General features: G+C 64.0%; 17 protein-coding genes and 2 pseudogenes. 11 read left to right on the forward strand and 8 right to left on the reverse strand.

The genetic code is table 11. From position 1 onward, the window contains the following. Positions 1-41 precede the first annotated feature (41 nt). The 6 genes and pseudogenes from IVB12_RS19965 (at position 42) to IVB12_RS19990 (ending at position 7,763) form a co-directional block, all read left to right on the forward strand. Positions 42-278 (forward strand): hypothetical protein, encoded by a 237-nt coding sequence (locus IVB12_RS19965; protein ID WP_247275862.1) that lies wholly within the window; start codon positions 42-44, stop codon positions 276-278. A gap of 458 nt (positions 279-736) precedes the next feature. After that, positions 737-901, forward strand: a complete 165-nt coding sequence (locus tag IVB12_RS19970) for a Flp family type IVb pilin (protein WP_247275863.1) — start codon at positions 737-739, stop codon at positions 899-901. Between the two features lie 413 nt (positions 902-1,314). Beyond that, a complete protein-coding gene (locus IVB12_RS38430; protein WP_346657719.1) occupies positions 1,315-1,548 on the forward strand; it encodes a hypothetical protein in 234 nt (77 codons plus the stop codon). Positions 1,549-1,793: 245 nt separating this feature from the next. Then, positions 1,794-3,437, forward strand: a pseudogene (locus IVB12_RS19980) (thiamine pyrophosphate-requiring protein); the annotation flags it as partial. 104 nt (positions 3,438-3,541) lie between these two features. Continuing rightward, complete coding sequence (locus IVB12_RS19985; protein ID WP_247301251.1) at positions 3,542-6,040, forward strand: GAF domain-containing protein; 2,499 nt, start codon at positions 3,542-3,544, stop codon at positions 6,038-6,040. Between the two features lie 19 nt (positions 6,041-6,059). Further along, positions 6,060-7,763: an alpha/beta-hydrolase family protein gene (locus IVB12_RS19990; protein WP_247301252.1), complete on the forward strand. Its 1,704-nt coding sequence runs from the start codon at positions 6,060-6,062 to the stop codon at positions 7,761-7,763. Between the two features lie 6 nt (positions 7,764-7,769). Here the strand turns inward: IVB12_RS19990 and IVB12_RS19995 are convergent, their stop codons facing one another. Together IVB12_RS19995 and IVB12_RS20000 are read right to left on the reverse strand one after the other, a co-directional pair. Further along, complete coding sequence (locus IVB12_RS19995; RefSeq protein ID WP_247301253.1) at positions 7,770-9,353, reverse strand: MDR family MFS transporter; 1,584 nt, start codon at positions 9,351-9,353, stop codon at positions 7,770-7,772. 157 nt (positions 9,354-9,510) lie between these two features. Continuing rightward, on the reverse strand, positions 9,511-10,026 hold the full coding sequence (locus tag IVB12_RS20000; protein ID WP_247301254.1) for a YcgN family cysteine cluster protein: 516 nt from the start codon (positions 10,024-10,026) through the stop codon (positions 9,511-9,513). Between the two features lie 294 nt (positions 10,027-10,320). Between IVB12_RS20000 and IVB12_RS20005 the strand changes: the two genes are divergently transcribed. From IVB12_RS20005 to IVB12_RS20020, 4 genes are all read left to right on the forward strand, one after another. Continuing rightward, on the forward strand, positions 10,321-12,597 hold the full coding sequence (locus IVB12_RS20005) for a PBP1A family penicillin-binding protein (protein ID WP_247301255.1): 2,277 nt from the start codon (positions 10,321-10,323) through the stop codon (positions 12,595-12,597). Between the two features lie 9 nt (positions 12,598-12,606). Further along, the gene (locus IVB12_RS20010) at positions 12,607-13,185 is read left to right on the forward strand and encodes a DUF1214 domain-containing protein (RefSeq protein ID WP_247301256.1); all 579 of its coding nucleotides are present in this window, start codon (positions 12,607-12,609) and stop codon (positions 13,183-13,185) included. Then, entirely contained in the window at positions 13,182-13,766 is a 585-nt protein-coding gene (locus IVB12_RS20015) for a DUF1254 domain-containing protein (RefSeq protein WP_247301257.1), read from the forward strand. Before IVB12_RS20010 ends, IVB12_RS20015 begins: the two co-directional genes overlap by 4 nt. Before the next feature lie 368 nt (positions 13,767-14,134). Continuing rightward, the gene (locus IVB12_RS20020) at positions 14,135-14,539 is read left to right on the forward strand and encodes a GFA family protein (RefSeq protein WP_247301258.1); all 405 of its coding nucleotides are present in this window, start codon (positions 14,135-14,137) and stop codon (positions 14,537-14,539) included. A gap of 66 nt (positions 14,540-14,605) precedes the next feature. Here IVB12_RS20020 and IVB12_RS20025 read toward each other — a convergent pair. Both IVB12_RS20025 and IVB12_RS20030 read right to left on the reverse strand, forming a co-directional pair. Next, a pseudogene (locus IVB12_RS20025) lies at positions 14,606-15,105 on the reverse strand (heme-binding protein). A 28-nt stretch (positions 15,106-15,133) separates the two neighbouring features. Beyond that, on the reverse strand, positions 15,134-15,727 hold the full coding sequence (locus IVB12_RS20030; RefSeq protein ID WP_247275874.1) for a hypothetical protein: 594 nt from the start codon (positions 15,725-15,727) through the stop codon (positions 15,134-15,136). Here IVB12_RS20030 and IVB12_RS20035 point away from each other — a divergent pair. Then, the gene (locus IVB12_RS20035; protein WP_247301259.1) at positions 15,726-15,992 is read left to right on the forward strand and encodes a hypothetical protein; all 267 of its coding nucleotides are present in this window, start codon (positions 15,726-15,728) and stop codon (positions 15,990-15,992) included. The two genes, IVB12_RS20030 and IVB12_RS20035, sit on opposite strands and share 2 nt — an antisense overlap. A 72-nt stretch (positions 15,993-16,064) precedes the next feature. Here IVB12_RS20035 and IVB12_RS20040 read toward each other — a convergent pair whose 3' ends face one another. From IVB12_RS20040 to IVB12_RS20055, 4 genes are all read right to left on the reverse strand, one after another. Continuing rightward, positions 16,065-16,811, reverse strand: a complete 747-nt coding sequence (locus IVB12_RS20040) for a sulfite exporter TauE/SafE family protein (RefSeq protein WP_247301260.1) — start codon at positions 16,809-16,811, stop codon at positions 16,065-16,067. A 555-nt stretch (positions 16,812-17,366) separates the two neighbouring features. Beyond that, positions 17,367-17,684 (reverse strand): hypothetical protein, encoded by a 318-nt coding sequence (locus IVB12_RS20045; protein ID WP_247301261.1) that lies wholly within the window; start codon positions 17,682-17,684, stop codon positions 17,367-17,369. A 208-nt stretch (positions 17,685-17,892) separates the two neighbouring features. Further along, entirely contained in the window at positions 17,893-18,780 is an 888-nt protein-coding gene (locus IVB12_RS20050) for a DUF1259 domain-containing protein (RefSeq protein ID WP_247301262.1), read from the reverse strand. Positions 18,781-18,820: 40 nt separating this feature from the next. Next, positions 18,821-19,051, reverse strand: coding sequence for a hypothetical protein (locus tag IVB12_RS20055; RefSeq protein WP_247275878.1), 231 nt, complete (start codon positions 19,049-19,051; stop codon positions 18,821-18,823). Positions 19,052-19,234: the final 183 nt, after the last annotated feature.

Below are 19,234 nucleotides of genomic sequence, written 5' to 3' on the forward strand. Positions count from 1 at the left end.
ATCTCGCGTGATGTCCCCCCTCGCCGGTCGGCCGGACTGACATGCCCTGGTCGACGGCGTTCGACGATCCGGTTCGTGTGAGCAACAAGCGCAACTTGCTCACGCTTCAGGAAGCGGCGGACTACATCATGCAGCTCCCGGACGATGCGCAGCACGAGGCGCACTGGCAGACTGCCATCGAAACCTTGATCAATGCGGCCGAGACCGGCGGCGGCTGGGTGATGTTTGCCCGCATCGCCATGTTGCGGGCGCTGAATGCGGACGGCCGGCGCGCATGAGAGCGATGGCCGCGACCTTCGGTTGGCATGCTTGCCGACCCCTTGACGAACAGGCTCAATAATCCGTTAAGCGAGACCCTCGTTTTCCAATATGCGGCGCTCTGCGCGTGAACCAGGGTATTCCTGCGCGAGACGAAGTTGAGCACTGGGCCGCGCACACGGCGCAGTCGCAGCCCGGCAAGATGGGCCTTCGTCGGCCGCCTCGCCGCCGTGCTGAAACGCCGCCTGCTGGCACAATGATGCCGTCCTAGCGCACGCTGCGGCTGCCACAGAGAGTGCACCGAATTGCGCGCATTTGGATGGGATGAGGGAACTTTAACTTAATGAATGGCAACGTATGAAGCAGTGGCGCGCTCGCCTGGGTTTAATTGTTTTGGCGCGAAGAAAATCTATTCGATCGATTGACGAGTTCGAAAACAACGCGGCCATACATTGGATCGGATGAAGAGGAGTTGGCAATGAGTTTGCTTAGGTCTTTCCTTGCCGATGAGACTGGCGCCACCGCCATCGAATACGGCCTGATCGCCGCCGGCATTGCATTGGCCATCGTCACCGTCGTGAACAACACGGGCAGCCAGCTCCTCAACAACAAGTTCAACTCGATCAGTTCGTCGATGAAGTAACGGCCGCCCTCGCCTGAGGCGGCGGACTTCCCGCGCACTGACTTCAGCATGGCTCGCAGCGCCTTGCCGGAGCATGCCGCCTTCCCCATCTCGTCATTCCGAGCGCAGCGAAGCTTCGCAGCGCCGCGCTTTGACGGCCATGTAAGTCCTGATATCCTTCGGCACGACATGGCTCGACGAGCCATGCCGTCAATGGATGAACCAGAGCTGCTTGAAGGATGCGGATGAGAAGCGTGGCGCTCTTGGCTCTCAGTTTTATGTTTGTCGGCGTCTGCTCGGGCGAGAGCGCCAGAGGACAGAGTTCGGCCGCGCCACCGGTTTCGCTTGCTCCGCCCAATACATCGCCGCCACGCGGGAGCGCAACAAACTCCAGAATTCCGCCGGCGGCATCCGGCAGAGAAGCTTCGCCCCCCGTGATCGGCACTGCGCCGCAGGTGCCGAATCCGGCCGCCGATTACGATGGCTTCAGCATAGGCACCGCCGACGACCATGACACCCCAAGTCAGGTGACGCCGCCCGTGAGGTCACGCGCAGCAAAGGGCTCCAGTTCCAATCTGGAGACAAATGGCCTCGCGGGGCAATCATCGATTGATCAGGACGATGAGGCGTTGAAGCGAAAGCTGACGATTTGCAAGAATTGCAAATAGGGAAGTTTCTCGGCCGTTGGCAAAAGCGGCTGAGTGGCTGGCAAGATTGTAGCCCGCTTGGAGACGGAGCGAACACCGGGAGTGGCTCCGCGGATGCAGTTTTCCGGATTGCACTCCAGCCGGGCTACCGCAGCACACCGCATGGCTGACCTACCGCGACTACCGTCTGCTCGCGCTTTACCCTCACCCAATTTCCTGATCCTCTCTCCTCCAATCAGCCGGGCCAACCGGCCAAGCCTCAGGAGAGAGACGCCATGAAACTCGGCACCGCAATCGCGGAAATCATGCGGCGTGAGGGGATCGAGATCCTCTGCGGCTACCCGGTCAACCATCTGATCGAGCATGCGGCGAAAGCCGAGATCCGGCCCGTGATGGTGAGGCAGGAGCGCGTCGGCATCCACATGGCGGATGCGATCTCGCGGGTGTCATCGGGGCGCAGCATCGGCGCGTTCTGCATGCAGCATGGGCCGGGCGCGGAGAACGCGATGGGCGGGGTTGCGCAGTGTTTCGGCGAATCCGTTCCCGTGCTGGTGTTGCCGATGGGCTATCCGCGCAGGCTTGCGCATATCGAGCCGAACTTCAATTCCAGCGAGGCGATGAAGCCATTTGCGAAATCCTCCGAGCCGATCAACCTCGCGGCCGAGGTCGCCAACATCTTCCGCCGCGCCTTCACCAAGCTGAAGAACGGCCGCGGCGGGCCTGTGATCGTCGAGATACCGGCCGACATGTGGAACGAGGAGGTGCCGGAGCCGCTCGACTACACGCCGGTGCTGCGCACGCGCTACGGCGCCGATCCTGTTCACGTGAAGGAAGCAGCCAGCCTGCTCGTGAATGCAAAACGGCCGGTGATCTATGCCGGCCAGGGCGTGCATTACGCGCAGGCGTGGCCGCAACTGAAACGGCTGGCCGAACGGCTGGCTATCCCCGTCACCACCAGTCTTGGCGGCAAGTCGTCCTTTCCGGAAACACATCCGCTCTCGCTCGGTTCGGGCGGGCTCGCGGTGCCGCGCGCGGTCCCGAAGTTTCTGGCTGAAGCCGACGTCATCTTCGGCGTCGGCTGCTCCTTCACCGAGACCAATTTCGGCATCGCGATGCCGAAGGGCAAGACCATCATCCACTCCACACTCGACCCGAACCATCTCAACAAGGATGTGGAAGCCAGGATCGGCCTCGTCGGCGACGCCGCCCTCGTGTTCGATGCACTGCTGGAGGAGATCGGCAAGTCGGTTACATCCGATCGTGATGCCTCTGTGGTCGCGGCGGAGATTGCGGCCTCGCACGAGCAGTGGCTGGCGAAATGGATGCCGAAACTCACCAGCAACGATGCGCCGCTCAGCCCGTATCGGGTACTCTGGGACCTGCAGCACACCGTCGACATCCACAACACCATCATCACGCATGATGCCGGCAGCCCGCGCGACCAGCTCTCGCCATTCTGGAAATCGGTCGAGCCTCTCAGCTATCTCGGCTGGGGTAAGACGACGCAGCTCGGCTATGGGCTTGGGCTCGCGATGGGCGCCAAGCTGGCAAAGCCGAACAAGCTCTGTATCAATGTCTGGGGCGATGCTGCCATTGGCTTTACGGGCATGGATTTCGAGACCGCGGTGCGCGAGCGCATCCCGATCATGTCGATCTTGCTCAACAATTTCTCTATGGCGATCGAATTGAAGGTGATGCCGGTCTCGACCGAGAAATATCGCTCGACCGACATTTCCGGGGACTACGCCGCGATGGCGCGCGCCTTCGGCGGCTATGGCGAGCGTGTGTTGAGGCCGGAGGACATCGTGCCCGCGATCAAGCGCGGCATCCAGAAAACGCGGGAAGGCGTACCGGTGCTGCTGGAGTTCATCACCAGCAAGGAAACCGAGGTGTCGCGGCCGGGCACGTGAGCCGGCCGGGCTTCAGTGGCATGGCGGGGCGTTGGCTCAGGCAGCAGAAGATGTGATAATCCGGCCCGGTGCCGCGCTTGTCGCGGCATCAAGCCGGATTAGGAATGACTGCCCCTTCCAACGAAATCGAAGAACTCGAACAGCGATTGCAGTCGGCCGCAACCGAGAATGCACGGCTGCGCGGCGAGCTTGCGGTCGCGCGGGATCGCCAGAACGCCAGCGCCGAGATCTTGCGTACCATCGCAGCCTCGCCCTCCGACGCCCGGCCGGTCTTCGCGGCGATCGCGTCCAGTTCGAAGCGCCTGCTCGACGGCTTCTCCGCCACCGTACTTCAGTTCATCGGCGACGAGTTGCACCTCGTGGCGTTCACGCCGACCAGTCCGGAGGCTGACGAAGGGCTCAAGGCATCGTTCCCGCGCAAGATCGCGGACTTCCCGACCTTTGCCCTGGTGCGCGATGGCGAGACGATCCAGTTCCCTGACAGCGAGGCCGCCGACGTCCCGGAGCTGAACCGAAGGCTGGCGCGGCTGCGCGGCTTCCGCAGCGTGCTGTTCATGCCGCTGATGAACCGGGGCGCCCCGGTCGGCATGATCAGCGTCACGCGCGCCGAGCCTGGCGCGTTCGCGCCCGATCTCGTGCAGCTGCTCCAGACCTTTGCCGACCAGGCCGTGATCGCGATCGAGAATGCACGGCTGTTCAACGAGACGCGCGAGGCGCTGGAGCGCCAGACCGCAACCGCCGACATCCTCAAGGTGATGGCCGCCTCGCCATCCGACGTGCAGCCGGTGTTCGAGGCCATCGCCGCCAACGCCAATCGCCTGATCGGCGGCTTCTCCACGGCGGTGCTGCGCTACATCGACGGCGCCGCACACCTTGCGGCATTCACCCCGACCGATCCGGCCGGGGATCGCGTGCTCCAGAATTCCTTTCCGGTGCCCTTTGCGCAGTTCCCGCCATACTCGCTCGTGGCCAACGGCGCCGCGGCGCAATTGCCCGACACCGACCTCGAGCCGGCCGCGCGCGACATCGCGCGCGCCCGCGGCTATCGCAGCATGCTGTTCACGCCGTTGATGAGCGAGGGCGAAGCCATCGGCATCATCATCGCCACGCGCCGGGCGACCGGCCGCTTCGCCGAGCATCACGTGCGGCTGCTACAGACCTTCGCCGACCAGGCGGTGATCGCGATCAAGAATGTGAGCCTGTTCAACGCCACCAGGGAAGCGCTGGAACGTCAGACCGCGACTGCCGACATCCTCAAGGTGATCGCGGCCTCGCCTGCCGACGTCACGCCGGTGTTTCAGGCCATATCCGACAGCGCCAAGGCGCTGATCGGCGGGCACTCCTCCACCGTCACACGGGTCGTCGACGGCATGCTGCATCTGGCAGCCTTCACCACCGACGTTGAGGCCGGCAACGCAGACCTGCTCAGCTCCTTCCCGACGCCGCTGTCGGCGTCAGGCATTCACAGCCGGGTGGCAAGAAGCGGACAATATGCCTTCCGCAGCGACATGCAGAGCGAACCCGATCTCACCGAGGCCATGAAGGAGTTGGCGCGGACGCGGGGCTATCGCAGCATCCTCGTGGTGCCGATGCTGCGCGACGGCATCGCGATCGGCACCATCGCGGTGACGCGGCGGGAGCCCGGTCATTTTCCGGAGAAGGCGATCAATCTGCTCAAGACCTTTGCCGATCAAGCCGTCATCGCGGTCGAGAACACGCGCCTGTTCAACGAGGTGCAGGACCGTACCCGCGAGCTCGCCAAATCGCTCGACGACTTACGCGCCGCGCAAGACCGGCTGGTTCAGACCGAGAAGCTTGCATCGCTGGGCCAGCTCACCGCCGGCATCGCCCATGAGATCAAGAACCCGCTCAACTTCGTCAACAATTTTGCTTCTCTCTCCGCCGAGCTGACGGACGAGCTGAACGAGGTGCTTGCGCCTGTCATGCTCGCAGACGACATTCGGGCGGAGGTCGACGAGCTGACGGGGCTTCTGAAAGGCAATCTGCAAAAGGTTGTGCAGCACGGACGACGTGCCGATTCCATCGTCAAGAACATGCTGCTGCATTCGCGAGAAGGCGGCGGCGACCATGGGCTGAGCGACATCAACGCGCTGGTCGAGGAGAGCCTCAACCTCGCCTATCACGGCGCACGCGCCGAGAAGCCGGGATTCGACGTGACGCTGAAGCGCGAGCTGGATCCTGCGGCCGGGCAAGCCGAAGTGTTTCCGCAGGAGATCACCCGGGTGCTGCTGAACCTGATCTCGAACGGCTTCCATGCGGTCACCAAGCGCAAGGCCGAGGGCGCTGCCGATTACGAGCCGGTGGTGATCGCTGCCACGCGCGACCGCGGCGACAGCATCGAGATCCGCATCCGCGACAATGGCACCGGCATTGCGGACGAGGTCAGGGAGAAGATGTTCAATCCGTTCTTCACCACCAAGCCAGCCGGCGAAGGCACCGGCCTCGGGCTGTCGATGAGCCACGACATCGTGGTGAAGCAGCACGGCGGCACCATCGACGTCACGACGGAGCCCGGCGCGTTCACCGAGTTCACGATCCTGCTGCCGCGGAAGAGCAGTTTCGCGGAGAACGACAAGGGATAGCGCCAACCAGGGGGGTGTTTTGAACAGTCTCGCGTGGTTCATTCGACGGCACCTGCTCTCGCTGTCCGGTGTCGGCCTGGCGCTGGGCGCGCTGTTCTTTGCGGCCGCGCTGACGCCGACGCTGATCCCACGGAGCTACCTCACCCAGGGCGCCCTCGCCGGCGGCTGCTTTGCGATCGGTTATTGCGCCGGCGTCCTGTGGCGCTGGCTTTGGCGCCATCTCGAATTGCCCGAACCTTCGGCGCACGCGAGATCGATAGCGAATGCGCTTGTCGCAGCCGGCTGCCTGCTTGTCGTCGTCGTCTTTCTGCGGCGCAGCGCCGAATGGCAGAATTCGATCCGCGCTGTGATGAAGATGGCGCCCGTCGAGACCGCGCATCCGCTCAAGGTCTGCGCCGTCGCCCTGATTGCATTCGTGGTGCTGCTGGTGCTGGGGCGGGTGTTCGCGCTTGTCGCGCGCTTCCTTGCTGCGCGCACCAGGCGCATCATTCCGCGGAAGATCGCGAACGTCGTCGGCATTGTCCTCGCAGGCCTGTTGTTCTGGTCGATCGCCAGCAATCTCCTGATCGACACGGCGTTTCGCGCACTGGATTCCTCCTTCCGCGAACTCGACGCCTTGCATGAGCCCGAGCGGCCGCAGCCGACCGCTCCCGGGCGAACGGGAAGTCCTGCGTCCCTGGTGACATGGCAGGACCTCGGGCGTACGGGGCGCCGGTTCATCACCTCGGGTCCAACAGCAACCGAGATCAGCGCCATCACCGCAAGGTCCGCGCAGGACCCGGTGCGCGTCTATGTGGGCCTCGGTAGCGGCGATGTGAAGGCGCGCGCGCAGCTTGCGCTCGAGGAGCTCAAGCGGCAGCACGGATTCGAGCGCAGCGTCCTGATCATCATTACGCCGACGGGCACCGGCTGGATCGATCCGTCCGCCATGGATACGGTCGAATATCTCCATCACGGCGACGTCGCGAGCGTCGCGATGCAGTATTCCTATCTTAACAGCCCGCTGTCGCTGCTGTTTCAGCCCGAGTACGGCGCGGAAGCTGCGCGCATCCTGTTCGCGGAGATCTACGGCTATTGGACGACGCTGCCGAAGGACCGCCGGCCGAAGCTGTATCTGCACGGGCTCAGCCTCGGCGCCATGAACTCGGAAAAATCCGCGGAGCTGTTCGAGACAATCGGCGATCCGATTGCCGGTGCGCTGTGGAGCGGGGCGCCCTTCGAGAGCCGCATCTGGCGCGCGGTCACCGCGAACCGCAATCCGGGCTCGCCGGCGTGGCTGCCGGAATTCCGTGACAGTCGCGTCGTGCGCTTCATGAACCAGAACGGACCGACGGTGCCGCCGGATGCGCCCTGGGGGCCGATGCGCATCGTCTACCTGCAATATGCCAGCGACGCGATCACCTTCTTCGCGTACCGCGACGCCTATCAGGCCCCCGCCTGGTTGACGCCGCGCGGGCCGGACGTGTCACCAGAGCTGCGATGGTATCCCGTCGTGACTATGCTGCAGCTCGCCCTCGACATGGCGGCCGCGAACGGGGCGCCGATGGGCTTTGGCCATGTCTACGCGCCCGAGCATTACGTCGATGCCTGGGTCGCGGTCACCGATGTCCATGACTGGTCCGCCGAAGCACTGGCGCAGCTCAAAGAGCAGCTTGCAGCGAAGGCGCGGAAGGCGAGCCAAGGCAGCGCCGGGGACGATCCCTACGCCGATCGCGGCGGGTGAAGCGCCCTACTCCGCCATCTCGACCGGCTGCGCGGTGGCGGGCCCGGCGAGCGGCCGCTCCTCCATCGCAATCAGGCAGAGCGCGGCGGTGGTCATCAGCGCGGTGGCGGCACCGAACACGTAACGGAAGGCGTGCCGCATCTCGTCGGCGGGGATTGCGATGCTGCCTGCGGCGTGATGCTCGCCCGCGAGCGGAACGTCGGTGCCGAGGGCGATCAGCAGGATCGCCGCGAACGCCGCGACCGTGAACGAGGACATCAGCGAGCGGAAGAAATTCATTGCGCCGGTGATGGTGCCGACTTGCGGACGCGCAACCGAGTTCTGCAGCGAAACCACGCACACCGGGAAGGTCGTGCCGAGCCCAAGCGCGAACGCGGCCATCAGCGTGAGGAGGCCCCATAGCGGCAAGGTCGTGAGTGTGAGGCCAAGGCCGCACAGCGCAGCCCAGGACGTCCCGATGATGGCGACGCGCTTGTAGTGCTTGGCGCGCGCCATGGTGCGGCCGGCAATCGCCGCGCCGCAGGTCGAAACCGCCGCGAGCGGAATCAGAGCAAGCCCCGCCTCGCTGGCGGTGAGATGATAGACCTGCTCGTAATAAAGCGGCAGTTGCACGGTGAGGCCTGTGATCGCGCCGAGACCGCAACCGCCAGCCGTCAGGGCGAACGGCGCAACAGTCCCACCGAGCAGCGGCAGCGGCAGGAACGGCTCGTCCGCACGCCGCGCGTGCCAGACAAAGGTCACGGCGAGCGCGACGGCGCCACCCAGCATCGCAAGCACGGCCGGCGATAGCCAGGCATAGCGCGTGCCGCCCCAGGTCAGCACCAGCATGAACACAACGGCGGACGCCATCAGCAACACGCCGCCGAGCCAGTCGACCTTGCGCTTGCGGTGGAACACCGGGATCTTTTTCATCCTCGGCAGCAGCAGCGCGATCGCGGCGGCTGCCAGCGGCAGGTTTATCCAGAAGATCATTGACCAGTGCAGATGCTCGGCGAACACGCCGCCGATGACCGGGCCGAGGATGCCGCCGACCATCCAGACGCTGGAGAAATAGGCTTGATATTGCCCGCGCTCGCGCGGTGAGACGACGTCAGAGATCACCGTCTGCACCACCGGCATGATGCCGCCGCCGCCGAGGCCCTGAAGACCGCGCGCCAGAATCAGCATCGGCATGTTCGGCGCGATCGCGCACAGCACCGAGCCCGCGACGAACAGGCTGAGCGAAGTGATGATCATGGCCTTGCGACCGTAGATGTCGCTGAGCGTGCCGAACACCGGCGCGACCGCGGTCGAGGCGAGCAGATAGGCCGTGATCACCCAGGACAGGCTGGAGACGTCCTGGAACTGGCGTCCGATGGTCGGCAGCGCGGTCGCCATGATGGTCTGGTCGAGCGCGGCCAGGAACATCGTCACCATTAGGCTGATGACGATGGTGCGGACCTCGTCCTGTGACAGCGGCACCGGCGGGGCGATGGACGGCGCGTCATCGACGCTGATGACTTCGCTCGGAAGGCGGGACAGCTCTTCGGCAATGTCGTCAGGCAACGCCTGGATGTCGGCAGAACTGCTCTGCCGGTCGAACTTGTTCATCTCGCTCGGACGTCGTGTGGCGGCGCAACGCCGCGAAGGATTCGTTCTATGCAGCCCAATGTAGACAGCAAAATCCTTCCCGGGCACCCATGCGCCGCGGTGCCTTGCATCCCGCCGCCGGGTCATCCCGAACACGTGATGCGGAGCCTGCGGCGGGTCAGCTCTTCGGCCGTCGCTTCAGGCGGGCTCGTTTCGGCAGCACGGCCGGCCATCGCACGATGTGGTCCTCGAGATCCTCGTCCGGGATCTCCTCCTCGCTGCCCTCGACCCGCCCACGCACGGAGACGCCGGCCTCATGCACGGTATTGGGATCGCCTGACACCAGCGGATGCCACCAATAGAGGTCGCGCCCCTCGGCAACCAGCTTGTAGCCGCAACTCGGCGGCAGCCAGTTCAGGGTGCGGACATTGGCCGGGGTGAGGCGAACGCAGTCCGGAACCTTGTCGGAGCGATTCGGGTAGTCCTTGCAGGCGCAGCTCGCCCCATCGAGCAGCTTGCAGCCGATGTGGGTAAAATAGATCTCGCCGGTGTCCTCGTCCTCGAGCTTGTTCAGGCAGCAGCGCCCGCAGCCGTCGCACAGGCTTTCCCATTCGTCCCCAGACATCTCTTCCAACGTCTTGGTTTTCCAGAAGAATCCTTCCTGGCCGGAAGGTCGTTTGGGAGCTGCGGTCATGCGCCTCAACAAGAGTTCGAAAGAGCTACGGCGATGTCATCTACGGCGTGCGGCTGTGCAGGTGCAAGCAGACGCCCTTTGAGGCCCGTAATGACCCGGGGTCAATTAGGCCTGTTGTTCAAAATCGCGAGCGTGGCCATTGGTTTATGGGCCCTGCTCGGCTAGAACGAACAGCAAGTCCCCAAAGGACGCGAACCGGGCGCCTTGGGTTTGCCGCAACATTCCCGCAGGACGTCTCGATGCCGCCCCGGCCGGGTGCTTGAACGCTTTCGAAGCAAGCCGCAAGGGTTCTAGGTGCGCCAGATCATACCACCGCATTGGAAGCAGAAGATCCGGAATTTCCTCCTGGATCTCGATGCGCGCATCGACTCTTCGCTGTTCTCCTCGGCCAAGGGCATCCGCGAACTCTACGAGCGCTACTCGACCTTCATGGACCGGTTCTATGTCGGGCGCTGGAAGCGCTGGGTCTTCATCGAGCCGCTGTCGGAAGCCGCGACCCTCGGCCTCGGCGGCCTGGTCGTGATGCTCACGCTCGCCATCCCTGCCTTCCGCGAGACCGCGGACGAGGACTGGCTGAAGAAGTCCGACCTCGCGGTGAGCTTCCTCGACCGCTACGGCAACCCGATCGGCAGCCGCGGCATCAAGCACAACGACTCGATCCCGCTGGAAGACTTTCCGGACGTGCTGATCAAGGCGACGCTGGCGACCGAGGACCGCCGCTTCTACGACCATTTCGGCATCGACGTCGCCGGCACCGCGCGCGCTCTCGTCACCAACGCCCAGGCCGGCGGCGTTCGCCAGGGCGGTTCCTCGATCACCCAGCAGCTCGCCAAGAACCTGTTCCTGAGCAACGAGCGCACCATCGAGCGCAAGGTCAACGAGGCTTTCCTCGCCATCTGGCTGGAATGGCGCCTGACCAAGAACGAGATCCTCAAGCTTTATCTCGACCGCGCCTATATGGGCGGCGGCACCTTCGGCGTCGATGGCGCCGCGCATTTCTACTTCAACAAGTCGGCGCGCGACGTGACGCTGGCGGAAGCGGCGATGCTCGCCGGCCTGTTCAAGGCGCCGACCAAATACGCCCCGCACATCAACCTGCCCGCCGCCCGCGCCCGCGCCAACGTCGTGCTCGACAACCTCGTCGATGCCGGTTTCATGACCGAGGGCCAGGTGTTCGGCGCCCGCCGCAACCCGGCCTTCGCGGTCGACCGCCGCGACGAGGCGTCGCCGAACTATTATCTCGACTACGCCTTCGACGAGATGCGCAAGCTGGTCGACACCTTCCCGAAGTCCTACACCGAGCGCGTCTTCGTGGTACGGCTTGCGATCGACACCAATGTGCAGAAGGCCGCCGAAGACGCGATCGAGAACCAGCTGCGCCAGTTCGGTCGCGATTATCACGCGACACAAGCGGCAACCGTCGTCGCCGATCTCGATGGCGGCATCCGCGCCATGGTCGGCGGCCGCGACTACGGCGCCAGCCAGTTCAACCGCGCCACCGACGCCTATCGCCAGCCCGGCTCCTCGTTCAAGCCCTACGTCTACACCACCGCCCTGCTGAATGGCTACACGCCGAACTCGGTCGTGGTCGACGGCCCCGTCTGCATCGGCAACTGGTGCCCGCAGAATTATGGCCATTCCTATTCCGGCTCGGTGACGCTGACCCAGGCGATCACGCGTTCGATCAACGTCGTGCCGGTGAAGCTGTCGATCGAGATCGGCCGGCGGGATCAGCCGAAGGCGCCGAACCCGGCCAAGGTCGGCCGCGCCAAGATCGTCGAGGTCGCCCGCCGTTTCGGCATCAAGGCCCCGCTGCCCGATACGCCGTCGCTGCCGATCGGCTCGGACGAAGTCACCGTGCTCGAGCATGCCGTCGCCTATGCGACGTTCCCGAACCGGGGCAAGGCGGTGACGCCGCATTCGGTGCTGGAGGTGCGCACCGGCGCCGGCGACCTCGTCTGGCGCTGGGACCGCGACGGTCCGAAGCCGCGCCAGGCGATCCCCGCCTCCGTTGCCGCCGACATGGCGGGCATGATGAGCCACGTCGTCAGCGAAGGCACCGCGCGCCGCGCTGCGCTGGACGGCATTCCGACCGCGGGCAAGACCGGCACCACCAACGCGTATCGCGACGCCTGGTTTGTCGGCTACACCGGCAATTTCACCTGCGCGGTGTGGTACGGCAACGACGACTATTCGCCGACCAACCGAATGACCGGCGGCTCGCTGCCGGCGCAGACCTGGCACGACATCATGGTCGCGGCGCATCAGGGCGTCGAGGTGCGGGAGATCGCCGGCATCGGCATGGGTCAGAAGCTGCCGCCGCAGCATGTCAGCAATGCGCAGGCCAATGCGGCGCCGAAGGTGCTGGAGACCAAGCCCGGTCCGCCGCCCGTGCTGACCAAGCGCGGCGCCGACGTTCTGGTGCGCGTCGAGAAGCTGCTGGATGATGCGGCCAAGACGGCGAACAAATCGGCCGCCGACACCAAGCCGGCCTCGTCGACGAATGCGCTCGCCTTCCCGCAGAATTATGCGGAAGAGAACGCCAACGCCTCCGCCCCGCGCAAGAACTGATCGAAACCCGTGCGGCTGATCCTGATCACATTGACGGCCCTTCTGCTTGCGACGGTAGTCGGCGTCGGCGCGACCTGGATGACGACGACGCGCGGCACCGAGATCGGCGCGCTGACCATCGGCGCCTGGACCGCGCGCCCGCGCACCGGCACCGCCGACGTCGATCCCTATTCACGCGCCACTATTGTGCGCAACGGCGAATTGCCGATCGGCACCGGCGACGGCGTCGCCTTCACCGCGACCACCGACGACAAGAAGAAGGCGCTCGACGGCCGCTGCGACGTGATCGTCTCCGGCGTGACGCCGCCGGCGCGGTTCTGGACCCTGACGCTGTACGACCGCAAGGGCCACCTCGTCGCCAATTCGCTGCAGCGCTACGGCTTCACCAGCCAGGAGATCGTGCGCCAGTCCGACGGCTCGTTCGAGATCCGCATCGCCTCGCGCTCGCGCGCCGGCAACTGGTTGCCGACCGGCGGCATCGAGCGCTACGCCTTGATGCTGCGCCTCTACGATACCCCGGTCGGCGTTGCCACCCGCACCCAGCGCGATGCGCCGATGCCGCAGATCACGACGGTGGGCTGCTCATGATCCGCCTGTTGTTCACCATCGTTGCCGGCATCATTCTGGGTCTCGTCGTCCATCTCGTCAGCGTGCTGGCGCTGCCGCGGATCGCGACGCAGGACGCCTATTCGCGGCTGACGCCGATGACCAAGGTGAACGCCGTCACCCAGCTTCCCCTCGCCGATCCGCAGACCTCACCGATGCCGTTCATGGATCCGGCCTTTGCGCTCGCGATCTGCCGCTACGATCTGTCGGGCGGACCGATCAAGCTGACCGTGCCGGTGAGCCCGGCCTACACCTCGGTGTCGTTCTACACCCGCAACGAGATCGCCTATTACGCCATCAACGACCGCTCCGCGGGCCGCAAGGTGATCGAGCTCGACCTGATGACGGAGGCGCAGCACAACGAGCTGCCCGAGGACGAGGAGGTCACCGCGGCCGACCGCCTGATCATCGATTCCCCTGCTACCACCGGGCTGATCGTGATGAAGGCGCTCGCCCCCGAGCCCGGCCTGATGCAGCAGGCGCAAGGCTCGCTCGCGGCCGCGACCTGCGCCCCCCAGACCGAGCCGCCGGCCAAGGCCGAAGCGCCGCGCAGCCGGCGTTGAACCGCGCTGCTTTGGCAGCGCAGCAACAAAAACTGCGAAAACAACCCCATGCACAGTAGCCAAGTTACTGAAGTCCATACCGCTTTCATGTCGGCATTTCCTCCACAGCGGCCGCGAGGGCACCGGGCTGGCCAAACGTCCTTTTGACACGTCGGGCAAAACACCGGCACGATGCCATCATCGAGGGATCGGCCGTTGCGCGTGCGGAACCGCGCGGCCGACACCTGCTCCCCAGTCATCTGACCGCAGCTGCGATGGCGGGAGATGTCAGGCGACAGTAGGACGCAAGCGAAAATCGATTGCGCCCGTTGAAGCAGCACGTTTCCAGCGCTATCGATCTGCAAAACTGCGTCAAGCGGGAGGAACGCATGAGCACCATCACCGGCGGCTGTCACTGCGGCGCAATCCGTTATCAGATCGAGGGCGAAGCAATCGTGCACGCGCTGTGCCACTGCCGCGATTGCCGGCTTCACGCCGGCGCTCCGCTCGTCGGCTGGACGATGTATGCGGAGGATGCGGTCAAGGTGACCAAGGGCGAGCCCAAGGTGTACCGGTCTTCGGAACATGCTCGGCGGCGCTTCTGCGGTGACTGCGGAACTGGCCTGTTCTACGTCAACGCCAACATGCCTGGGATCATCGACGTCCAGAGTGCGACCTACGATAATCCCGATGCCGTGCCGGCCACGATCCACATCCAGGTCGCCGAGCGTCTGCGCTGGATGGAGCGTGCACACGAGCTGCCGACGTTCGATCGGTTTCCTCCGCAGCCGTAGCGACAACCCCGGTCCGGCTTCGCGCCAACGTTTAAGGGCATTCCAGCCGCGAGCTTGATCCGCGCCTCAAAACTCCAGCTTGTCACGGATGGCTTCGATTCCGGCTTTCGCGCACGCTTCGTCCGCGTCGCCGCCCGGAGCGCCGGACACGCCGACCGCTCCGACCAGAGAGCCGCCTGCTTCGACGATCAGCCCGCCTCCGATGATGACTGTTCCGGGCAGATTTCGAATGCCCGCCTGCATCATGCCGGGTTGGCTGATCGCATTCAGATCGGTCGTACTGGTCTTGAACGACGCAGCTGTCCACGCTTTGCCGATGCCGTTATTGGCGTGTGGGGACCTGCAAAGCGGTCGCGCAGCATCACTTGCGTCAGACCGGAGCGATCGACGACAGCGACGGCAACCTGGTAGCCACGGGTGCGGCAGCTGTCCAACGCGGCACGCGCGAGATCGAGCGCCAGCTCCGGACTGAGCGATTTGTAGGCAACCAGGGCTTCTTGCGCCTGCATTGGACTGATGCACGCGATCAGCAGGGCGGTCGCGACCGACAGACATCGAGCGTTCATGGCTAACTCCGGCGAGGTTGGGCAGATGCTATTTGACCTCACCATATGCCAGATCATCGAACAGGGTCACGCTATCCGCCTTGGTCCACAGGCCGATCATGCCGGCGTTCGTAATCGTGGCGTCCTCCACCTCGAATAACGGCTTTCCATCAAAGGTCACCTTGAATCGATGTCCCGCGAAGTCGCAACGCAACGCGTGCCATTGCCCGGACGCCACCGGCGTGCGAACGCCATATCCGCCCTTGCGACCGACAATCTCCAGCGACGTTCGAATGCCATTGATTGTCTTGTAAAGCACGACATTGTCCTCCAGTGCGTTGGCCCGCACGACGTAGTAATTGTCGGCATCCTTGGCGCGCCAGATGATTCCCGCGGCGCGATCCTCGGACCCGGTAACCGCCTTGAACTTCACTTCAACAAAACCGTCGCGGATGGTGGTACCACTCTTGATGGCCACCGGAAAAGTCGCCCGTCCGGATTGCTTGAGGACGTTCGGCTTGCTTGGCGCCGTGGGCTCGGCCTCGACAGTCCATTTCGATTCTCCCTGACCGGTCTTCGTTAAAGTCCATCCTTCCGGCGGCATTCCGGCCGGAACGTTGTCAAAATTCAGGGTCTCGGCCATGGCGTTCCCTCCCAATAACCAAATCAGCATGGATGCAAGAGCAAGCCACGCCCATGCGGAAGGTCGCGACGGAAAGTTTGTGGCGGTGCCTATCATCAATTGTCCTATCATCAACTTTTCGGGCCATGGGATCGGCGTGCGGCTTGCCTCGGCTCATCTGCAGTCATCGTTCGCCGGAGAATACCAGAAGGCGATCACCTCCAGGCAGTCGGGCGCCGTGTGCGCAATGAAGACGCCGCGCGTCTTCGGATCGACGGCGGCGTGATCGAAATCGCTGTTCAGGCCATTCGGGACCGGGATGAAGCCCAAGCTCTTCAGTGGCATGAAGCCCTCATGGTCAGCGGGAGGAAAACGGCAGTGTCGACGCGATCAGCGAGAGCCCGGCGATCAGCAGCAATGCCAGCACAGCCTTGCGAAAGGTCTCGTCATCGATCGTTCCGAACAGCTTGAATCCGGACCAAAGGCCGGCGACCATGAAGGGAACGCCGAGTGCGTACATCATCAGTGTTTCCTTGGTGATCGTGCCGGCCGCCGCCTGGGACAGAGAGATGACCACGAAGGCGACGAACAGCACCGGCTGAAAGACGGCCCGCTGCACATCCTTCGGCCAACCTCGCCACTGGCAGGATATCGTGGAGATGACGCCGCCGAGTCCTGTCAGCCCGCCAAGCATCCCGTTTGAGATGCCGATCGCGATATCGGCGCCGGTCCCGATCTTCATCGGCGCGAACACCGGCCGTGTGAGGCCATATATCGAGTAGACCAGCAACAATAATCCGACGCCGAACCTCAGATAGACGGGATCGAGATAGGCGAGAATTCCAACGCCCATCGGAATGCCGATGACGGTTCCTAGCGCGAGCGGCCATGCTTTGCGCAGATCCAGCACATGTCGCAGCTTGTACATGCCGTAGCCCTGGGTGAGCAGACCGTATCCAGCGATCAGAGTGGCGGTCTGTATCGGCGTGATGATGTGCAGCCAGACGCCGGAAACCACCAGACCCATCGCAAAGCCCGAGAAGCCGCTGACGAAACCGCCGACGAGGGCGGCAAGAGCAAAGACAGTGAAGACAAGAACATCCATATGACCGTCCCCGGAACGAGGTGGCGAGCGCTTGGATGGGAATCCATCTCACGGGGAGCTCGCGGTACCCCCGAAATCATAAGGTGTTATGTCAGACGCTTCTCCCGCTTACCTCCCGTCCTCGCGATATGCTGCAAGATGCCGGCGAGCACATAGCTGCTGGCCTTGGCGCCATAATCGACGTGACAGGTGCTCGTACATGTTGAGCGCCAGAATCGGCGTTCCGCCGGCGAGGCTGTCAGGGACCCGACGCCCACTGATTGACGAGCCTGCGATCGCGCGGCGACCGGCCGACCGCGAGGTCCTGACGCGCGAGAGGAATAGAAGGGCTTGGAGATGGATAGGCAAACGGCAGACATGCAGCGTCCTTCGAAAAAGGGACGCGATTCTTGGGCATGTCGCCTCACGGGGAGATCGCTTCCCCGTACCCGCAACTATTGCGCAGCGGGCGGATTTGTCAAATGCCCTCCGCACTCCGCTCTGACCAGCGGATGGATATTTCAACTGACTCGTAGACAACCAGCGCTTGCGAGCGTCCGGAGGTTGGCTGTCGATTCACCGCCGTTCAGGATCGTCAGGATGAGCTCGCCAATCTCGACCCACGGTTTGATGCTCCTGCCCGGATGACTCAGCTCGACCCGCGCGTTCGCCTTCGCTGCCGCCTTGCGCTTTCCAATCACGGCCAATCTGAACGTCTTCAGCATCCTTTCTGTCCTGCTCGCGGGCCTGCTCGGCCTGCCCGGGCGTTTGATCCGGTTGCACTGGAACGGCGGCCGGACCCGACTGCGTCGGGGCCTTCTCCACTTCGGCGGCAAGTGAGGGGCCGACAGCGCAGGACAGCAGAACTGCCGTGATCATCGCAAGAACACGCATGGTTTCCTCCTCTGTTCGATGAACGGTAACAACCGGTCCGCACATGAGTTCAGAAAGGATCGCAGCGCTTGGCGCTGCACGGCGGGGCAAGGCACGACAAGTGCCTTGCTCCACGCCCATGCATTGGACCAGCGCTTTGGATGACTTGGACTCGGTCAGCACGCGACTGGCTCGACGAAGACCACCGTGCGCAGCCCCCTCCCTGGCGTCAGCTCTTCGTGCTGGCGGTCTTGTCGAGCGCCGCGCGCAAGCCCTCTGCAAGTTTGACGGCATCGTCGTTGGCCCAGAAATGCATGAAGAAGAGCCTCGGCTGCTCGTCCAGCATGTGGCTGTGCAGCGCCGTCACCTCGATGCCATGCGTCCGCAGCGCCGCGAGGACCGGGTTCACCTCGTCGCCGGTCAGGACGAAATCGCCTGTGATGGCCGCCTTGCCGCCGCCGGTCGGCTGAAAGTTAATGGCTATCGCAACGCCCATCGCGCCGACCGGAGTCAGCGGCATGCCGTCCTCCGTGATCGGGTCGCGCCGCTTCACGTTGAACTGGTAGACGCCGCCATTGCCCTGCCCCTTGACGCCGATGATCTGGTCGAGCTTCGCCGTGTCGAGCTCGATGGCAGGCGGCGCGTTTCCCGGCGCCGCCACCGTCAGCGGCGTCTTGCTTTCGGCAAGCCCATCATGGATGGCCGAGGCCAGTTTGACTGGATCTCCGTGTCCGGCGATGTGCATGTAGAATGTGGCCGGGCTCGCGCGAAGCAGATGATTGTGTACGGCGGTGATCTCGAGACCGCTCGCAATCATCTTCGCCATGACGGGATTGACCTCGGTCTCGAGCAGCACGAGGTCGCCCATGACCATGGCGCCGCCATGCGCCGGCTTGAACGCGACCCAGCCGCCAAGCGCCAGCGCCGGCTTGATGGTTACGCCGTCGAGCGTCACCGTGAGATCGGTGCGAGGAAAGCCGTAGCGATGGACATCGTCCGTAACAGTGGGCTTGCGGCCCAGCGTCTCATCAACCTTCTGCCAGTCGACATTCTGGGCGTGAGCCGCCACCATGAAGCAGGTGCCGATGAGCATCAGAACCGGGATTGTCTTTCTCATTGAACTGCTCCCTCAAGCTTGGATTTCGTCCGCCAGTGCCTCACTTCTGCTCCTTGATCTGGCCGCCACTATCGACCACGAGCCGCACTTGCTTGCCGTTCTTGACGGCCTTTGCGGTCGTGCCCTCGGCGGTCGACTTGACGTCGCTGACCTGCGAATAGCCGGCAGCCTGGATTTTGGCGATGAATTCCTCCTGTGTTAGAGCGTGTGCGCTCGACAGCCCTGACGCGAACGCGAGAAACAGGGCGGCATGAAGGATGCGTGTACACATGGTCTTTCTCTCCTGGTGAACTCCCTGCCCCAGGTTAGATCGGCTTGCGACGTGGCGCCCGGATGATCCCGGGAGACGCAACACGATGCGGCCATCGATGCGCTTCGGCGTGCGCACGATGAACCAAGAATTGTTCGGATGAGATCGGGTAATCATGACATGCGGCGCCCTTGGTGATCAGGA

It is taken from the genome of Bradyrhizobium sp. 179, from assembly GCF_023073535.1.
In the GTDB taxonomy this organism is placed as follows: Bacteria; Pseudomonadota; Alphaproteobacteria; order Rhizobiales; family Xanthobacteraceae; genus Bradyrhizobium.

Excerpts from the sequence above, each read along its gene's own strand:
- IVB12_RS20020 (WP_247301258.1), top strand. The coding sequence starts at position 14,135 with ATGAGCACCATCACCGGCGGCTGTCACTGCGGCGCAATCCGTTATCAG.
- IVB12_RS20015 (WP_247301257.1), top strand. The coding sequence starts at position 13,182 with ATGATCCGCCTGTTGTTCACCATCGTTGCCGGCATCATTCTGGGTCTC.
- IVB12_RS20035 (WP_247301259.1), top strand. The coding sequence starts at position 15,726 with ATGGCGTTCCCTCCCAATAACCAAATCAGCATGGATGCAAGAGCAAGC.
- IVB12_RS20040 (WP_247301260.1), bottom strand. The coding sequence starts at position 16,811 with ATGGATGTTCTTGTCTTCACTGTCTTTGCTCTTGCCGCCCTCGTCGGC.
- IVB12_RS19965 (WP_247275862.1), top strand. The coding sequence starts at position 42 with ATGCCCTGGTCGACGGCGTTCGACGATCCGGTTCGTGTGAGCAACAAG.
- IVB12_RS20055 (WP_247275878.1), bottom strand. The coding sequence starts at position 19,051 with ATGTGTACACGCATCCTTCATGCCGCCCTGTTTCTCGCGTTCGCGTCA.
- IVB12_RS20045 (WP_247301261.1), bottom strand. The coding sequence starts at position 17,684 with ATGCGTGTTCTTGCGATGATCACGGCAGTTCTGCTGTCCTGCGCTGTC.
- IVB12_RS19985 (WP_247301251.1), top strand. The coding sequence starts at position 3,542 with ATGACTGCCCCTTCCAACGAAATCGAAGAACTCGAACAGCGATTGCAG.
- IVB12_RS20050 (WP_247301262.1), bottom strand. The coding sequence starts at position 18,780 with ATGAGAAAGACAATCCCGGTTCTGATGCTCATCGGCACCTGCTTCATG.
- IVB12_RS19995 (WP_247301253.1), bottom strand. The coding sequence starts at position 9,353 with ATGAACAAGTTCGACCGGCAGAGCAGTTCTGCCGACATCCAGGCGTTG.
- IVB12_RS20030 (WP_247275874.1), bottom strand. The coding sequence starts at position 15,727 with ATGGCCGAGACCCTGAATTTTGACAACGTTCCGGCCGGAATGCCGCCG.
- IVB12_RS19970 (WP_247275863.1), top strand. The coding sequence starts at position 737 with ATGAGTTTGCTTAGGTCTTTCCTTGCCGATGAGACTGGCGCCACCGCC.
- IVB12_RS20000 (WP_247301254.1), bottom strand. The coding sequence starts at position 10,026 with ATGACCGCAGCTCCCAAACGACCTTCCGGCCAGGAAGGATTCTTCTGG.